Origin of the sequence: Bacillus sp. FSL K6-2865 (assembly GCF_040311405.1) — a bacterium.
Lineage (GTDB): Bacteria > Bacillota > Bacilli > Bacillales > Bacillaceae > Bacillus > Bacillus velezensis.
Map to the genome: position 1 here is coordinate 4,056,856 of NZ_CP152036.1, position 15,961 is coordinate 4,072,816.

General features: G+C 46.6%; 12 protein-coding genes and 1 pseudogene. 1 reads left to right on the forward strand and 12 read right to left on the reverse strand.

The window, feature by feature from the left end; all coding sequences use genetic code 11:
- Positions 1-147: 147 nt before the first annotated feature.
- Positions 148-1,533, forward strand: coding sequence for a sigma-54-dependent Fis family transcriptional regulator (locus tag NYE42_RS19990; protein WP_033574425.1), 1,386 nt, complete (start codon positions 148-150; stop codon positions 1,531-1,533).
- 41 nt (positions 1,534-1,574) lie between these two features.
- Here NYE42_RS19990 and NYE42_RS19995 read toward each other — a convergent pair whose 3' ends face one another.
- The 12 genes and pseudogenes from NYE42_RS19995 to walK all read right to left on the reverse strand — a co-directional run bounded on the left by NYE42_RS19995 (position 1,575) and on the right by walK (position 15,957).
- A complete protein-coding gene (locus tag NYE42_RS19995; protein ID WP_007407887.1) occupies positions 1,575-2,294 on the reverse strand; it encodes a cupin-like domain-containing protein in 720 nt (239 codons plus the stop codon).
- Between the two features lie 13 nt (positions 2,295-2,307).
- The gene (locus tag NYE42_RS20000; protein ID WP_251257794.1) at positions 2,308-3,933 is read right to left on the reverse strand and encodes an ABC-F family ATP-binding cassette domain-containing protein; all 1,626 of its coding nucleotides are present in this window, start codon (positions 3,931-3,933) and stop codon (positions 2,308-2,310) included.
- Positions 3,934-3,960: 27 nt separating this feature from the next.
- Entirely contained in the window at positions 3,961-5,151 is a 1,191-nt protein-coding gene (locus NYE42_RS20005) for an MFS transporter (protein ID WP_014306161.1), read from the reverse strand.
- Positions 5,152-5,169: 18 nt separating this feature from the next.
- Positions 5,170-6,492: an ABC transporter substrate-binding protein gene (locus NYE42_RS20010; protein WP_108725210.1), complete on the reverse strand. Its 1,323-nt coding sequence runs from the start codon at positions 6,490-6,492 to the stop codon at positions 5,170-5,172.
- Positions 6,489-7,495 (reverse strand): annotated as a pseudogene (locus NYE42_RS20015) (ThiF family adenylyltransferase). The gene NYE42_RS20010 and the pseudogene NYE42_RS20015 overlap by 4 nt, the downstream one beginning before the upstream one ends.
- A 231-nt stretch (positions 7,496-7,726) precedes the next feature.
- A complete protein-coding gene (locus NYE42_RS20020) occupies positions 7,727-9,145 on the reverse strand; it encodes a HAMP domain-containing sensor histidine kinase (protein ID WP_253620465.1) in 1,419 nt (472 codons plus the stop codon).
- Positions 9,142-9,351: a winged helix-turn-helix domain-containing protein gene (locus tag NYE42_RS20025; RefSeq protein ID WP_158185980.1), complete on the reverse strand. Its 210-nt coding sequence runs from the start codon at positions 9,349-9,351 to the stop codon at positions 9,142-9,144. The genes NYE42_RS20020 and NYE42_RS20025 overlap by 4 nt, the downstream gene beginning before the upstream one ends.
- 504 nt (positions 9,352-9,855) lie before the next feature.
- Positions 9,856-11,052 carry a S1C family serine protease gene (locus NYE42_RS20030; RefSeq protein WP_007614967.1) on the reverse strand — a complete coding sequence of 399 codons (1,197 nt, stop codon included), beginning with the start codon at positions 11,050-11,052 and terminating at the stop codon, positions 9,856-9,858.
- An 86-nt stretch (positions 11,053-11,138) separates the two neighbouring features.
- Complete coding sequence (locus tag NYE42_RS20035) at positions 11,139-11,933, reverse strand: MBL fold metallo-hydrolase (RefSeq protein WP_007407895.1); 795 nt, start codon at positions 11,931-11,933, stop codon at positions 11,139-11,141.
- Between the two features lie 14 nt (positions 11,934-11,947).
- The gene (yycI, locus tag NYE42_RS20040) at positions 11,948-12,787 is read right to left on the reverse strand and encodes a two-component system regulatory protein YycI (protein ID WP_040238684.1); all 840 of its coding nucleotides are present in this window, start codon (positions 12,785-12,787) and stop codon (positions 11,948-11,950) included.
- Entirely contained in the window at positions 12,774-14,132 is a 1,359-nt protein-coding gene (gene yycH, locus NYE42_RS20045) for a two-component system activity regulator YycH (RefSeq protein WP_160242471.1), read from the reverse strand. The genes yycI and yycH overlap by 14 nt, the downstream gene beginning before the upstream one ends.
- Complete coding sequence (walK, locus tag NYE42_RS20050; RefSeq protein ID WP_004393106.1) at positions 14,122-15,957, reverse strand: cell wall metabolism sensor histidine kinase WalK; 1,836 nt, start codon at positions 15,955-15,957, stop codon at positions 14,122-14,124. Before walK ends, yycH begins: the two co-directional genes overlap by 11 nt.
- Between the last annotated feature and the right edge of the window lie 4 nt (positions 15,958-15,961).

Below are 15,961 nucleotides of genomic sequence, written 5' to 3' on the forward strand. Positions count from 1 at the left end.
CAACCATTTCCTTAAAAAAGTCAATGGTTTTATTACCTTAATTTCCATTTATTTTTAAACATCGTCCAAGCGCAAAATTTTTTTGCGTTTCCCGTTCGATTTATTTTAAAATAATGAATGTTAAGACGATTGGGAGGGGGAATTGACCTGCACACAACCAGCGAATTTTACACACTCGTGTTACAAAGCATTCTGGAAGAGATTGATGTCGGGCTGCATGTGGTGGACGAAAAGGGCAGCACCGTCATTTACAATAAGAAAATGATGCAGATTGAAGATATGGATGAACGGGACGTCCTGCATAAAAACCTGACTGATGTATTTATGTTTTCCAATCAGCAGGACAGCACGCTCGTTCAGGCCCTTCAAGAAGGCAAAACGATTAAAAACGTAAAGCAAAGCTATTTCAATAACAAAGGCCAGGAAATCACGACGATCAACCACACTTTCCCGATTGTGCAAAACGGCGAGATCAAGGGAGCCGTGGAAATCGCCAAGGACGTCACCAAGCTCGAACGGCTGATCAGGGAGAACATGCACAGGAAAGAACAGAACAGCTACACGTTTGACAGTATTCTCGGCAACAGCCCGGTCATTCGGGAAGTCATCGAAAACGCGAAACGGGCAACCCGCACATCATCATCGGTGCTTTTGGCCGGCGAGACGGGAACGGGCAAGGAACTGTTCGCCCAAAGCATTCACAACGGCAGCCAGCGCTCAGGCGCCCCGTTCATCTCACAAAACTGCGCCGCCCTGCCGGATAGCCTGGTCGAAAGTATTTTATTCGGCACGAAAAAAGGCGCCTTTACCGGAGCCATCGACCAGCCCGGCTTATTTGAGCAGGCGCAGGGAGGCACCCTGCTCCTTGATGAGATCAACTCGCTCAATCTCAGCCTGCAGGCAAAACTGCTCCGCGCCCTTCAGGAAAAGAAAATCAGGCGCATCGGATCAGCGCAGGACAAACCGATTGACGTCCGTATCATCGCCACGATGAATGAAGACCCGATCACCGCCATTTCGGAAGAGCGGCTGCGCAAAGATTTATACTACCGCTTAAGCGTTGTCACACTGATCATTCCCCCGCTCCGGGAGCGCAAGGAGGACATTCTGCCTCTGGCCGAAGTCTTTATCCAGAAAAACAATCACCTGTTCCAAATGCATGTCGATTCGATCAGTGACGATGTGCAGCGATTCTTCCTGGAATATGACTGGCCGGGCAACATCCGCGAGCTTGAACATATGATTGAAGGCGCCATGAACTTTATGACGGATGAAACGACGATTACGGCGGCCCACCTGCCTTACCAATACCGGATGAAAATCAAACCGGCTGACACGGAAACCAAAGCCGCCGCAAGCACCCAGCCCGGCACCGATTTAAAAGACAAAATGGAAAACTTCGAAAAATACATGATCGAAAAGATCCTGAGAAAACACGGCAATAACATATCCAAAACGGCAAACGAGCTCGGAATCAGCAGACAGAGCCTGCAATACCGCCTGAAAAAATTCGGTCTGGACCGGATGAAATGAATCCATACAAAAAAAGGCTGAGTTGCTCCTCAGCCTTTCGTTTATATCTGATTGGCAAGCCGCTCTCCGGTAAACCAAAAGTTCTCACTCACTGCCAATGTATGTTCCGTATTCTCGACTTGATGCCACCAATGGCGCGGCGCGTAAATGATTTCTCCCGCCTTTTGTCTGAAGCGGATCGGAGACGCCTTTTGCACCAGCGGTTTTTGCTCAATGTCTTTTTCATCAAAGACATTGATATTTCCTTCGTACAAATACGGAGAGTCGTCCGGATGATAGAAGATCCATTCCTTCTCCCCGAAAATGACGCCGTTCCACGCGTGCGTGTTGTTAAAATCCTGATGCAGCGGTGTGCCTGTCTGCTTAGAACCGAGAAAGAACCATTTCCAGTCCCGTCCCGTTTCTTCATCCGCTCTCAATGTGTCTTTTGTAAAATACTCGGGTGCGGAATAGACAAGGTCTAAGTCATTTTGGTTCAGCTGCGTAAAATTCCAGTCACAGTACCATTTGTCATCATTCTGATCAATGTACTCGATATAGTTGGAAAGCTTTACTTGTTTAAACGTTTTGACCCCTTCGATATCTGATTTCCGGATGGTGACCATTCTGTCCCCATAGTGTTCGTCAATGTATTCAAGCGTCCACGGTCTGCATTCCCAGTGATCCATTGCCCCCGTCAAAATAAAAGGTTTCTTATCAGCATACTCGCTTACAAAAAGATCGTACGATAACTCATTGATTGTCAGTCTGTCAATGGTCATATCCATTCCCCTTTTATTCGGCAATCTGCCGTTTTTTTTGTTTGGCGTAACTGTATGGACCTGAAAAGATGGTGACGTTTTGATTCTCAAGCCAGAAAATCTTGTTGAACTTCTCCAGCAGGTTTCTGTCGTGAGAAACGCAGATGATGGTGCCTTGAAACTGCATCAGGCTGTTTTCGAGAATTTCCTGAGATTCAATATCCAAGTGGTTGGTCGGCTCATCCAGGATCAGGACATTCAGCTTTTTTTCCATTAAGATGGACAGCTTCAGCCTGATTCTCTCACCGCCCGACAGGACGGAAAGTTTTTTAAAGACCGACGACCCGTAAAATCCGTACTTGGCCAGCATATTCCGGGCCATGCCCTCTTCAGTCAGCAGATTTTCTTTAAAGAATTGCAGAATCGTCTGACTCGAATCTCCGACATGGCTCTTTTGATCAATGTAGCCTATTTTAAGATTTTCTCCCACTTTAATGGTGCCGTCCGACAGTTCTCTTTCCCCGATGATACAGCGGATCAGCGTTGTTTTGCCGACGCCGTTTCTGCCGACGATGCCGATTCTGTCTTTATGCTTTATGCGCAGATTCACATTTTGATATAAAAGGGAAGATCCGTTGGTCACCTTTCCGTTTTCAATGAACACAATATCTTTTGAACCGGCGCCCGCTTCCTGAAATGCGTTTTTTAATTTTTGCTCCGTCCGGACCGGCTTATTGATCAGCTCGATCCTTTTCAGCGCCTTTTCCATATTATTCGCGCGTCTGTGCAGACCGACAGACGGCGGATTTGAGCGGTTGGCCCAATCTCTCAGCTGGGCGATGGATTCCTTCATCTTCTGTATTTTTCTCTGCTGTTCTTCATATTTCTCAAACTGGGCGATGATGAATTCTTCCCGCTTTTTCAAGTATTCGCTGAATCCGTAAGGCCAAATCTTCACCTCGGTATCGTCAATCTCGAGCACCTTCATCGCCGTTTGGTCGGCAAACGTTTTATCGTGGGTCGTAAACAGAATGGTTTTGTTCGATTTTTTAATAAACCCTTCAAGCCACTCAATCGCATGGACATCCAAATGGTTGGTCGGCTCGTCCAGCAGTATAACGTCGTCGTTGCGGATTAAAATTTCGGCAAGGCCGGCTTTTGTTTTTTCGCCGCCGCTCAGCTTTGAAAACGGCTGATCCTTTAATTCGCTGAGGCTGAGCCCGTTGCATACCTCGTCAATCATCGCATGCATCTGGTAGCCGTTGTTCCGCTCAAATGTTTCCGTGTATTGACTGTATTTTTCCAATAAAGCAGTCAGCTCGTCATCACTCATCGGTTCCGAAAGCTTCAGCTCAATGGCCTTCATTTCCTTCTGGATCGCCGCGAGAGCTTCAAACGATTTTTCCAGATATTGATACAACGTCAGATCCTCATTGGGATCAGCGATCTGCTTCAGCAAACCGACCTTCGCCCCTTTGTTGATCGCAATCGTTCCTTCATCTGCCTCAAGCTCTCCGGAAAGCACCCTGAACAGCGTGCTTTTGCCGGAACCGTTCGGCCCGGCCACAAGCACTTTTTCGCCTTCATTGATGAAAAAAGAAACTTCTTTGAAAATGGTATCTCCCGCTAAATTTACCGTAAGATTATGAATATTCAGCAACTCACATCATCCCTTTGTCATTCTGGTTCAAAGCTCGACTTTATTCTGGATGGCGACGCTCGCTTTCAGTTTGTAAAAGCTGAGCATCATAAACAGCGACAATAAGATGGATAATACCCCGATTGCGGTCAGCAGCAAAGCTGAATCAAAATAGTCCGTTAAGAATCCGATAAACGGAAAGGCAATGAACATGAAGAGCGAGGTCATCAAACTGATAATGGACAGCAGCGTGGCTCTCGTTCTGGACGGAATCTCATTATTCACCACCTGACTGGATACGGGTTCTATCACATCATAGAGCGCGTTAATGACGACAAAAGCTGCAATCGTCACGTACAGACTGCCCGAAGGTATAAACAGATAGGCCGCCCCGATGATGCAGAATGTCAGCAGAAGCACGCGCCTCGGCGTGAATTTTTCCGCCGGCTTGGAAGAAAAGATGGAGCACAGCGCCTGCAAGATGGACAGTCCAGCAAAAATAATGGATATATTGCGCACGGACAGCCCTTCCTGACTTAACAAATCTTGTCCGTACATATAAAACACCGATGTAATCGCAAAGAAAACGGAGAGTGACAGCACCAGATATTTAAAGGCTTTGTTCAGCCTGAAGAAATCTTTGACTTCTTTTAAGATGTCACCGACCGTCTGCGTTTCGTGTTCACTGTTTTCAAATTTGATTTCCGTCAGCTGTGTAATGACCGCCATTGCAATCAGCTGAGTCACAATCCCGGCGATAAACACATACGACCATGATATTTCCTGCAAGTAGCCGCCGATGCCCATGGCGATCGCAAGACCGAGTATGACAAGTCCGTTATAATTTCCGATGGATTTGCCGTACCACTTTTCTTTCCCTTGTTCTTTCAGTGAATCAAACAAAAAGGCGTGATCCGTTCCTGATATAAACGTCAGCCCGATACCGTATATAATATGGGCGATGAAGAGGGCGATGAAGTTATGGAAGCTCAGGAACATCACCAAATAGACAATGACCATAAAATGGCCGAGCAAGAGCGATTTTTTTCTCCCGATTCTGTCCGAGATGACGCCGCTCGGCACTTCCGCCAGAAACATCGCCAAATTCAGGACCGATTGCAGGATGCCCACTAGAAACAATGAATAATTCATGCTTGTTAAATATAAAATCCAAATTCCCCGTTCGAAAAAGAAGTTTCCGAAAAAACCGGAGAAGTAAAGCAAATTTCGATTCCGCAAATGAATACCCCTTTCCAGCTATCTGCATTTAACATCATGAACAGAAAGGAGCCCGTCAGTCTTTACACTAAAACCCTCTATACATGGATCTTGCAGATACAGACTTTTCCCAAAACAAATTGGGCAATAATGAGTTGTATTCTCGAATAACCCAAAAAGTTCCTTCTTTTTTTCAGATCCTACGGCATCAATGATCGTTTTTTTCTTCCCTGGATCGCTGATGTCGCGGATGAAATATTTGATATAGCTCAGCTCATGCATGTAAGCCGGCAGGAACAAATGGAGCTCAATATCAAACCGGCTTTTATCCATATGGTAATAATCATTGAAATGACTGACGCGGGAGACGGACACGTCCGCTCCGGCCCGTCGAAACAAATCAGCCAGCCTTTCAATGATCTCTCCGTTGGGATAATAATCGGCATAAACGATTCGGATCGGTTCTTCTCTTGTCAAAAGGGGCGGATCTTTCTGCGGTGTCCTCCCGCTTTCCCATATACCGATCAGTGAATCAGTCGGTGTGATGATATGCCCCAAATCCCCGGCCAGCTTTTGTTTATCAAAATAATGCTGAATGAAAGTTCTCAGCATGTCGTCCTTTACCTTGAAGGTAAATAACATCGGCAAATGATTTTCTTTAAAATCAGCATACTGCCGATACCTCATGTTTGAATGATGAAACTGGGTGTGGCAGGTCACGTCCGTTTGATTCGCTTCGTACAGCCCGATGCTCTTTTCCAGATCATCATTCAAAATAAATTGGATGGTCTGAACCGTGCGGTGATCCGCGGGCGTCATTTTATATTGCGGATTCCGCTCAAATTCCAGCCCCTTCTCAAACGTGCGCTTGAATCGGTACGGGCCGTTTTCCGGCACATCGCCCCCGGCGGTCCCAGGAATCAGAAAGCTGCTCTGCAAAACGGCTTCTATTTCATCAGACGGCTCGTCCAAGGTGACTTCAAAGCGTTTTTCGCCCGTTACGTTCACCCCGAGCTGATCGGAAGAGACGAGGCCTTTTACATACGGAACGGCCTGTTTTATGTTCAGGAAACTGCCGAGATGGGGGCTTTGATTTTCTTTCGTCAGATGATAGATGATCGTTTGAATCACACCCTCGGCGTCACCTAAATAGTCCGGGTGAATGTCCACCTGACAGGTGCGGGGATCTTTGCGGATGATCCGGCAGTTATAGCCGTCCTGCAGGCTTTCATACATAATGCTGCAAATCATCTTGCTTGTGTAATCCTGCGTATCTAATGGGTTCAAGCGTATCGGGCTTGTGTCGATTTCTATTTTCAGAGGGTCGCCCGGTTTTCTCGCCGTACGATGCATCGTCTTCATAAAGCGCTTTCCTTTTGAGAAAGCTTCGTTTCTGTAATATGAAGGCCGTCAAAGTCCAGGCCGATGCGGGTATTCAGGGATTTCGGGCTTCCGCCTGCAAGGTATGTGATAATGTCATGAGACATAAACGAGGATATAATACCGTTTGTCGCTCCTAAGGAACCTTTGATCGGTTCATCGGGGTAACAGTTCAGAAGTCCGGCCGGCATGTTTTTTTCATAGGTGACGCCGGATTGATAGGATTCAGGCGTGAGCAGAGGCCCCCATTGGCCGCTGAAGCTGCCGACACCCCCGGTCATAAATGCAATATTCCGCTCCTTACAATACCGGTAAACCCATTCAGAAATGTTATGGGGTTTGTCAGCGGCATTTATGACGATATCAATTTCGTACGGATCTAACACACGCAGGTCCTGCGGCTGTGTAATTTCCTTATGGTAAAGTGCTGCGTCCGCATGGGGATTGATACCCGCAATATAATCTCTGCATTCTGAGATCTTTAATTTGCCTACAGAAGATTTATTATAGACGAATTGTCTGTTCAGGTTATGTACTGATACGGCATCGAATCAATGAGAATAAAATGCTGCATGCCCGCCGCCAAAAGGTTTTGAAGAATGATCGTTCCGACGCCCCCCAGACCCACGATCGCTGCCCTGCTGCCGTCTAATCTCTTTTGGATCAGATTGGGGTTTTGGTTGTATTTCTCAAAATGGTACAGCTGCTTTTCAGTGATGCGGCCTTCACGGCCGTTTTGCCATGGCTCTATTAAAGCATCCAATTTCATTAAAGCATCGAAAAACTGGTTTCCCGCTTCCTCTCCCAGAAGATCAGAAAGCTCTTGTTTTTCACAGCCGATGATCAGCCGTTCAACCGTCTCTTTGATCTCACTCGTATGCGCAAGCTTAATCGCCTTTCGATATTGAATGATAATATGCGCCGTGTAGGTCAGCACCTGCACGCTGTCTTTAAACTTCCAGCGCTTACAGTCCGTTGACATCATGACATACCCCCTGAAAGATAATAACTCCCCAATGAGGGGAGTCACGGCTTTACTAGCAGCGATGCACCAAGCTTGCTGTTTCTGTATCAAGATCAAGTTCTTCAATCTTCATCAGTACACACCCCCTTTACCAATAACTAGATATTATCACCAATATTGGAAAAGGACAATTTATTTTTTGAAAATTTAGAATTTACATATAAATTGTGATATTTCTTCCTGCTTCCCGGTTTATCCCGGCAGCCGGATGATGAACACGGAGCCTTTTCCCTGCTCACTTTTCACTTCAATTGTTCCGTTGTGACTGTCGATAATGGTTTTTGTAATGGCAAGACCCAGCCCCGCGCCGCCGGATTGACGGGATCGGGAGGTTTCCGCCCTGTAAAACCGGTCAAACAAATGAGGCACATGCTCCGGAGCGATTCCCGTTCCGTTATCCGCAATCATAAGCATGATTCCTCCGTCTTTCTGCAGGGAGACGGTGATGACACCCGTGTCTTCATCCGTATGCTGCACCGCATTGTAAAAGAGGTTGAGAATGGCCTGCTTCATTTTGTCTTTGTCAAAAACGGCTTCTATCTTTTGATCGACAAAGAACTCGAGCTTCCGGTTTCTCGCGAGCAGCTTCAGCTGAGCCTCCATTTCCAAAATGACGTCTCCCAATGCGCCTTTTTTCATTTCAAAGCTCGGCACCCGGTCAATCTTCGCGAGAAACAGAAGATCCTCTATCAGCTTATTCGCCCTGGCGGATTCCGTGTACATGCTTTGAAGCGCTTTTTCTTTCTGCTCCGGCTTCTCCGCCGCTCCGCGCATTAAAATTTCGATACAGCCGTGAATGGAGGTAAGCGGCGTTCTCAGCTCATGCGATGCGTCTGATACAAACTGCCGGATTCGTTCCTTCTCTTCTTTTTCCGCCTGAAAAGAGGTTTCAATCCGTTCCAGCATCTGATTGATGGAGATGCCCAGCGACTCAATTTCTGCCTGCCTTTTATCAATCGGCAGCCGTTTATCGAGACTGCCGGCATGAATGTCACCCATCATACGCACAATGCGGGACAGCGGCTTAAGTGTGAGCCGGATCACCGGCAAAAAAACAAACAGGCCGATGACCAAAGCCGCAAAGGAAAGCACCGCGAAAATGCTGATCTGGCGGAAAAGCGAATCATTCAGAGGCTGGGTCAGCGTGCTCATCTGCACAACTCCCGCCTGCCTTCCGTCAACGGAAATCGCCTGAAACACGACGATGATTTCCTCACCCGCCTTATTGTGAGCCACCTGATAGTGAAGCGCCATGGTGTCTGTCAGCGCATCCCGGTACACTTTTTTCGGGAAAGAAGGAGCGGCCCCCGCGTGCGGGTCTTCTGATAAAACAGACATCTTGTATGATTGATTGATAAAAGCAACCGTCACACCGGGGTAAATCAAATTCGGATGAGCCGGTGTTTCGGAACGGGCAAGGGTTTTGATTGACCTCCAAACGCTTTGATCCATTGAATTGATATCACTCTGAATGCTGATCGCCTGATTTTCATACATCGTCCGTGTCATACACATGTACTGAGTGCCGCCGATGAAACATAACAGCAAAGCCAAAATCGCCAGTGACCTGAACAGGAGCTGGAACCGCAGGGTTCTGTACAGCCGTTTCATGCAAAATCCACCCTGTACCCGGCGCCCCGAACCGTGCGAATCACCTTGTGTTCTTTATCCTTCAGCTTTTCGCGCAAAGAACGGATGTACACCTCGACGATATTGTCTTCCCCGAGGACCGTTCCGTAATAAAGCCCCATCGTTAAAGAATCAATGAGTGCAGACTCGCCGTCTGCACTCAGCTTGATGCCTTTCAACTTTTCCATGATGCAGTCTCTCCTTAGATGTATCAGCCTGTGTTTATTTTTTTCGCTTCCCCTTCTATTATTCGCTTTTATCTGAAACAAAACGGAATCTAAGCTGAATTGGTGAAAGTAAACGCTGAAAACGGAGCAATCTGCAAACAACAAATAAGCTGCCGGCAGTTTCATCTGTTGCTTCAACTCAGCAGCACCAGTTCTAGGTTCACGTCTCCTTTTTCTACATATACCCATTTTTAACTGAACGTGTTGTGACCCGCGTTCAGTTCTTTTTTATGTTTTCTGAAAAAAGGCATAAAAAAAGCGCCCTGAAAAAGGACGTTTAATATAACATGTTTCATGTTCTTAAATTCTGCATTCTAAAATAATTCTTCCTTCACATTCACCTTCAATTTCATTCAATACGATGATCACATCAGCCGTTTTCATGTGTTTCACCTCCCGTTTTCATAATAGTATAATATTAACAAATAAATCAATAAAAAACAGCCCGGATGTCCGGGCTGTTTTTTATTTCTGTAATCGATCCGCTTCTGTCAGTTTGACTTCCGCTGTTTTTTTCTTTCCCGAACGGTAGAACGTGATGTTCACACGGTCGCCGATCTTTTTGCGATACAGGCGCTCACGGAGATCAACAACGTCATTGACCTTATGTCCGTCGAACCCGGTAATCACGTCGAGCTTTTTCAAACCCGCTTTTCCGGCCGGTGAAAACGCGTCGACACCCATAATGACCGCCCCGGTTTTAACGCCTTTCGGAAGTTTCAGCGTCTGGCTCCAATGGTAGCTCGCAATATCCGTTAAGGATTTCATCTCAATACCGAGGAAAGGCCGTCTGACTTCTCCGTATTTTTCTAAATCCTGAATAACGGGAATGACAAGCTTTGACGGGATGGACAGGCCGATGCCTTCAACGGCGGATTCAGCGATCTTCATTGAGTTGATGCCGACCACCTTGCCCGATATATCCATCAAAGCGCCGCCGCTGTTGCCGGGGTTAATCGCGGCATCGGTCTGCAGCACTTCCGCATTCCAATCCGGCTGTCCGTCGCCGTTTGAGTCAACGGGCACCGCCCTTTCCGTGCCTGAAATGATCCCCTGTGTCACTGATCCCGCAAATTCAAGCCCGAGCGGATTTCCGATCGCAATGACCGGTTCTCCGACTTTGACCTGATCAGAATTGCCGAACTGGGCGGCCGATTTGATTTTATCAGACTTCACCTTCAGCACGGCGAGATCCATCAGACGGTCGCTCCCGATCAGCTCAGCAGGCACGCGCGAGCCATCCTTCAGGCTGATCTCAATCTCAGTCGCACCTTCAATGACATGGTGATTGGTTACGATATAAGAAGTGTTTCCGTTCTTTTTGTAAATGACGCCCGACCCGCTTCCCGCTTCGCCGCCCTCTCCCCAAATATCGGTCTTTTGGATATTGAGAACACCGACTACCGAATCTGATACACGGCTGACCATATTCGTGACAGCGTCATTGACATTTACGTTGACTGTTTTCACCTGTTCGCTGCCGAGACGCTGGCTGGTGCTTTTGCTGCTTTCTCCATGGTCTCCGCCTGTCCAGTACGGCAGCAGGAAAGCCATGAGCGCGGCCCCGACGATGACGCCGATCAGACTTGATAGAAAGTACCCTCTCTTGCTGCGGCGGGGCTGTTCGGAGGCGTACTGTTCATCATCGCGATTATAATCCACCCTATCTCAAATCCTTTCAAGAGTACTCGATTTGCTTATAGTGTGGGTCAGATCGCGGATTAATAATCATGATTCATTTGGAAAAATTACACGGCGCACAGCGGCGTCGGGATTTTCGGATCGGTATCAAATAACTGAAACGTTTCCCCGGCGACAAATCCTTTCGCAGCCAATGTCTGCTGCACGGACATTCTCGCCAGTTCCTTCATATTGTTGTCTTGGCTCAGATGCGCCAAATAGATGCGCGATGTGCCGTCGCCGATGACATCAGTCATGGCGAGCGCCGCGTCTTCATTGGAGACGTGGCCGACATCGCTTAAAATCCGCCGCTTAATGCTCCATGGGTATCTGCCCATTTGCAGCATGCCGACATCATGGTTGCTTTCAAACACAAACACATTGGCCGAACGGATAATGCCTTTCATTCTGTCGCTCACATACCCGGTGTCCGTCATCAGCGCGAGCTTTCTGCCCTGGTAGTGGAAAACATAAAACATCGGCTCGGCCGCGTCATGAGAGACGCCGAATGACTCAACATCAAGCCCGCCGAAGGATTTTACGCTTTCCATCGGGAACAGAAACTTTTGTCCGGTATCCAGCTTGCCGATCTGATTCTCCATCGCTTTCCACGTCTTTTCATTGGCGTAGACGGGAAGTCCGTACTTTCTCGCAATGACGCCGAGCCCTTTAATATGGTCGCTGTGCTCGTGAGTGACAAAGATGCCGTCGACGTCGTCTATCTTGCGGCCGATTTTCTCCATCAGCCCGTCCATCGCTTTACCGCTCAGGCCGGCATCCACCAGAAAAGAGTGCTCCTCTGTCTCCAGATAAAACGCGTTTCCGGTACTCCCGCTCGCAAGCACGCTAAATTGCAAGCCCATTATGTCTCACTCCATTATTTATTTTGATTGTTATCAATGACTGTGCTTTCCAATGCATTCACAGTGTACGTTTGCTGTGTCTTTTTCTTCGTCCCTTTTGACTTATCTTCAATTGTAATTCTCCATACCGGCGCCAGCACCTGCGTACTTGTCAGCGGATATTGGGCAATATAGCCGAACTTAACGCTTTTAACGGCGCAATTCGCTTTTAAGTAATTTTGAGAATACAATAATTCGACCGCATCAAGCTCAGGAATCAGGCTCTCCGTCTGGATTCGCTTGAATGACTCCAGCATGGTCTGCTCGTAAGATACGACCTCGTTTTTATCGTTCAAATGCAGAATCACCTGTCCGATCGCATCTGTGGACGAGTCAAAATCCTGATAAATAAACTGGCCGTCATACATCTGGTAAAAAATGATCTGTTTTTTATCCTTGTCGACTTTCCACAGTTTATATTTTTCACCGCCGGTTATTTTAGAGCTGACGAGCGATTCCGCATCCTCCTGCGGTTTTTGCTTCGATAAACCGACCGGATCGGTAAATTTCATTTTCAGTGTGGTAACCTTGTGATCATCCGCCGGCATCTCCATTAAAGGCTTTTGATCTTTCAAAGCATCAATATCTTCGGCGGTAAATACCTTTTGGCCCGCCGTCAGCCGGTAGCCCGTCGCGGAATCAGAAGACAGGTTGCCGAAAGTGATATGATCCATCTCCATGTCTTTTTCCACATTTGAATTTTTAATCACTTCGTATTCACTGCTCGAGCGTTTTTCAAAAAACTGATAGCCGAGAAAAATATCAAGGATGAGGAAGGCAATGATGAAGATCGTTTTTGTCTTATTCCACTCCATTATCGTCCTCCTCCTTCCCCAGCAGATCTTTCGTAATCGGAACGATCTTCCCGTTGATTTTCATACTCCAGACGGGTTCCAGTTCAACGAGATCATTCGTTGATGAAGAGACCATTTGATAGGCCAGGAAGATCTGGTCGATTTTATTCACGTCGTATTTATCCTGCTGCTCCAGCAGAGACACAACCTCATTGCCGTTCATCATTTTTACGTCTTTTGTTTTAATCGGATTCGGTCCGAGAACATAGTTCGGCCGCTTGTAGCTGAGAACCTCGTCATTGGCCCATTGCAGGGTCAAAACAGGTCCGGATCCGAAAGGCTTAGACGTGCTGTTGATCACGGGCATTTGGTCTTTAAACATGTAGAAACTCAGCTGCTGGTTATCACTCACATTGAAAAATTGATAATGATCCGTCCAGCTTCCCGTATCCTCTAAATATTTATAGCTTTTCTTAATCAGCTCACCCGTTTGGTAAGAAGCGCTTTGTGCCAGGTTCCGATGCTGGAATTGAATCTGCCGCTGTGTCGAATTGATTTCCAGACGGCTGATTCCGTCAGTCAGCACATTCCGATTGTAATTCGGGTCTTCTCTGACCGTGCTCGGATCATTAAAAAGCGTCTGCTTAAACAGGTTCGTCTTAATGGTTTCAGTGATAAATTCTTTTTCCTTCATATTAAACCGCGCATTCGGCATGAGAAATTCTTTGCTTTTTCCGACCGAATAGAGGTGGTATAACGGCATACTCGACTTTTTGCTGTACAGCTCATTCATCAGATTGCGGTAATTCGCCGATTCCACAGTCACTTCCAAAATCAGCTGCTTGCTGTATGAGACCATGTAAATCTTCTTATTCGTCTTATTCTCATTAAACGGAATGACAATATGGTCAAATGAGCTGTATTCCATTGACGGATTCGACCATTTAAACATCGTTTGGAAGAAATCAATCGGAATGGTGTCATTGAATTGCAGATCGAGCTTTGCCGAATTGCCGTTTCTGCCGTAAAGCCAATTTTTAAAACCGAGCTTGTCGTATTGATCGGAAATATCCTTCATCCCTTTTACTTCCCATTGCGGCAAATCCGCCCACAGGTCATTAAAGAGCGTCTCATCATCCACTTTATAATGAGAGCCGTTTGTATGAATAAACATATCCCGGGGTTTTACCGTTTGCGACACTTTTTGGCTCGTTTTATCAATTTTATGCTTTTCCCGGACAGTCGATTTGGTTGAGGCCGTGCCTTCTGAAAAATTGGGCTGGAATGTCCAAATTCCCCATGTTAAAACAAGACTAATGACGACCAGCACTGACAGTATGACTGTTTTTATATTTTCACGCCTCATCCCAATCATCCTCTTGCTCTTCTTTATATGGAAGAGTAAATGTAATCTTCGTTCCTTTGCCTTCTACACTGTCGGCCCAAATGTCTCCGCCGTGCGCCTGAACCATCTCTTTTGCAATCGCAAGGCCGAGTCCGGTGCCGCCGAGTTTTCTCGTGCGCGCTTTATCCACTCTGTAGAAACGGTCAAAAACTTTTTCCACATCTTTTTTCGGAATGCCGATACCTTCATCTTTTACGCTGATATAAAGCAGCTCTTCTTTCTCATTCACATCGACTGAGAAAGTGACATGTCCGCCTTCCGGTGAGTATTTCAGTGCGTTAGAAATGATATTATCGAGAACCTGCGTCACTTTATCCTGATCAATCTCCACGTACAGATTTCTGTCCGGCAGCTCGCGGATAAATTCGACATGCTGTTCTTTTGTCATTTCAAAACGATCGATAATCAGTGACATAAAGCGGATCATATGAATCCACTCCCGATTAAACTGATAATCTTTGCTGTCGAATTTAGAAAGCTGAAGCAGGTCGTTCACCAATCTGATCATGCGCTCAGTCTCATTTTGGGTCACCATTAGGAAACGCGGAGCGATATCTTTGTTTTCCCACGCGCCTTCCGCAAGCGCCTCTAAATAGCTTCGCATGGTCGTCAGCGGTGTCCTCAGCTCATGAGACACGTTGGCAACGAACTCTCTGCGTTCCCGATCGAGTTTTTCCTGTTCGGTGACATCATAAAGAACCGCGATTAAACCGTCGATTTTTCCGTGCTCTCTCTGAATAACGGAAAAATTCACCCGCAGTACAGTCGTTTCATCGTCACGTTCGATCTCCAGCAGCATTGAATCCTGCTGTTCTACTAAATCCTCAAATGTAAAGTTCTCTTTTATGCCTAATAAAGACGTAATCGGCATCTCTAAAGCCGTTTCACGTGAAACATTCAGCAGCTCAAGCGCAGGGCTGTTTAAAAGAATAATAGCCCCGTTGCGATTCGTAGCGATGACACCGTCCGTCATATACGCGATAACGGAAGAAAGCTTTCTTCTCTCCCCTTCCGTCATGGCTTGGGCATCTTCAAGCTCTCTCGTCAGATGGTTGAACGTCGTTGCGAGCTGACCGATTTCATCATGCCCGTATTTCCGCACCTTTCTGGAGAAATTCCCTTTTGCCAGTTCCATCGCCTGCTTACGCATATCCGACAGCGGATGGGTAATGGTGCGGGCGAGAAATATACCGAGAAGAGCCGTCAGAACAAGGGCTAAGCCTGTTCCTGAAGCAAGAATCGAGTTGACGGTTTTCATCTGGTTAAAGGTATCTTCCATACTGGCCACGACATATATCGCGCCGACAACTTCCTGATTCTCTGTGACGACAGGTTTCGCTGAAATCAGCACTCTGTTTTTGCTTTTAGGATCATAATATTTTTTTGAATAGGCCTGTTTTGTTGAGAAAATCCGTTTAAAAATCGGGTCAGTCGTCTGTTTCCCCGCTATTTCCTCGCCATAAGGCCTCGAGGAACCGACGACCTCATAGCTTTTATCAACAAATGTAATCTCCCGTATTTCATTATTCTTCGTAAAATCATTCAAAATCCGTTTGACGTCATCTTTAATGACGGTGCTGTCATTATCTCCTTTATATTCCTGCTCAATATAATAGGAAAGATTGTCAATCCGCTGATTTAACGATAATTCATAGGACTTGAGAAGAGAATTCTCCACCTGTTTCACAAAGTACACGCCGATAATCTGCATGGCGATGATAATGAGAAGCACATAGATCAGCGTGATCTTAAACTGAATCGACCGAAAAAAACCAACCTTATTCATCGCC

Coding starts and splice junctions, on each gene's coding strand:
- NYE42_RS19995 (WP_007407887.1), bottom strand. CDS start 2,294: ATGACCATTGACAGACTGACAATCAATGAGTTATCGTACGATCTTTTT.
- NYE42_RS20010 (WP_108725210.1), bottom strand. CDS start 6,492: ATGAAGACGATGCATCGTACGGCGAGAAAACCGGGCGACCCTCTGAAA.
- NYE42_RS20020 (WP_253620465.1), bottom strand. CDS start 9,145: ATGAAACGGCTGTACAGAACCCTGCGGTTCCAGCTCCTGTTCAGGTCA.
- NYE42_RS20025 (WP_158185980.1), bottom strand. CDS start 9,351: ATGGAAAAGTTGAAAGGCATCAAGCTGAGTGCAGACGGCGAGTCTGCA.
- NYE42_RS20035 (WP_007407895.1), bottom strand. CDS start 11,933: ATGGGCTTGCAATTTAGCGTGCTTGCGAGCGGGAGTACCGGAAACGCG.
- yycI (WP_040238684.1), bottom strand. CDS start 12,787: ATGGAGTGGAATAAGACAAAAACGATCTTCATCATTGCCTTCCTCATC.
- yycH (WP_160242471.1), bottom strand. CDS start 14,132: ATGAGGCGTGAAAATATAAAAACAGTCATACTGTCAGTGCTGGTCGTC.
- walK (WP_004393106.1), bottom strand. CDS start 15,957: ATGAATAAGGTTGGTTTTTTTCGGTCGATTCAGTTTAAGATCACGCTG.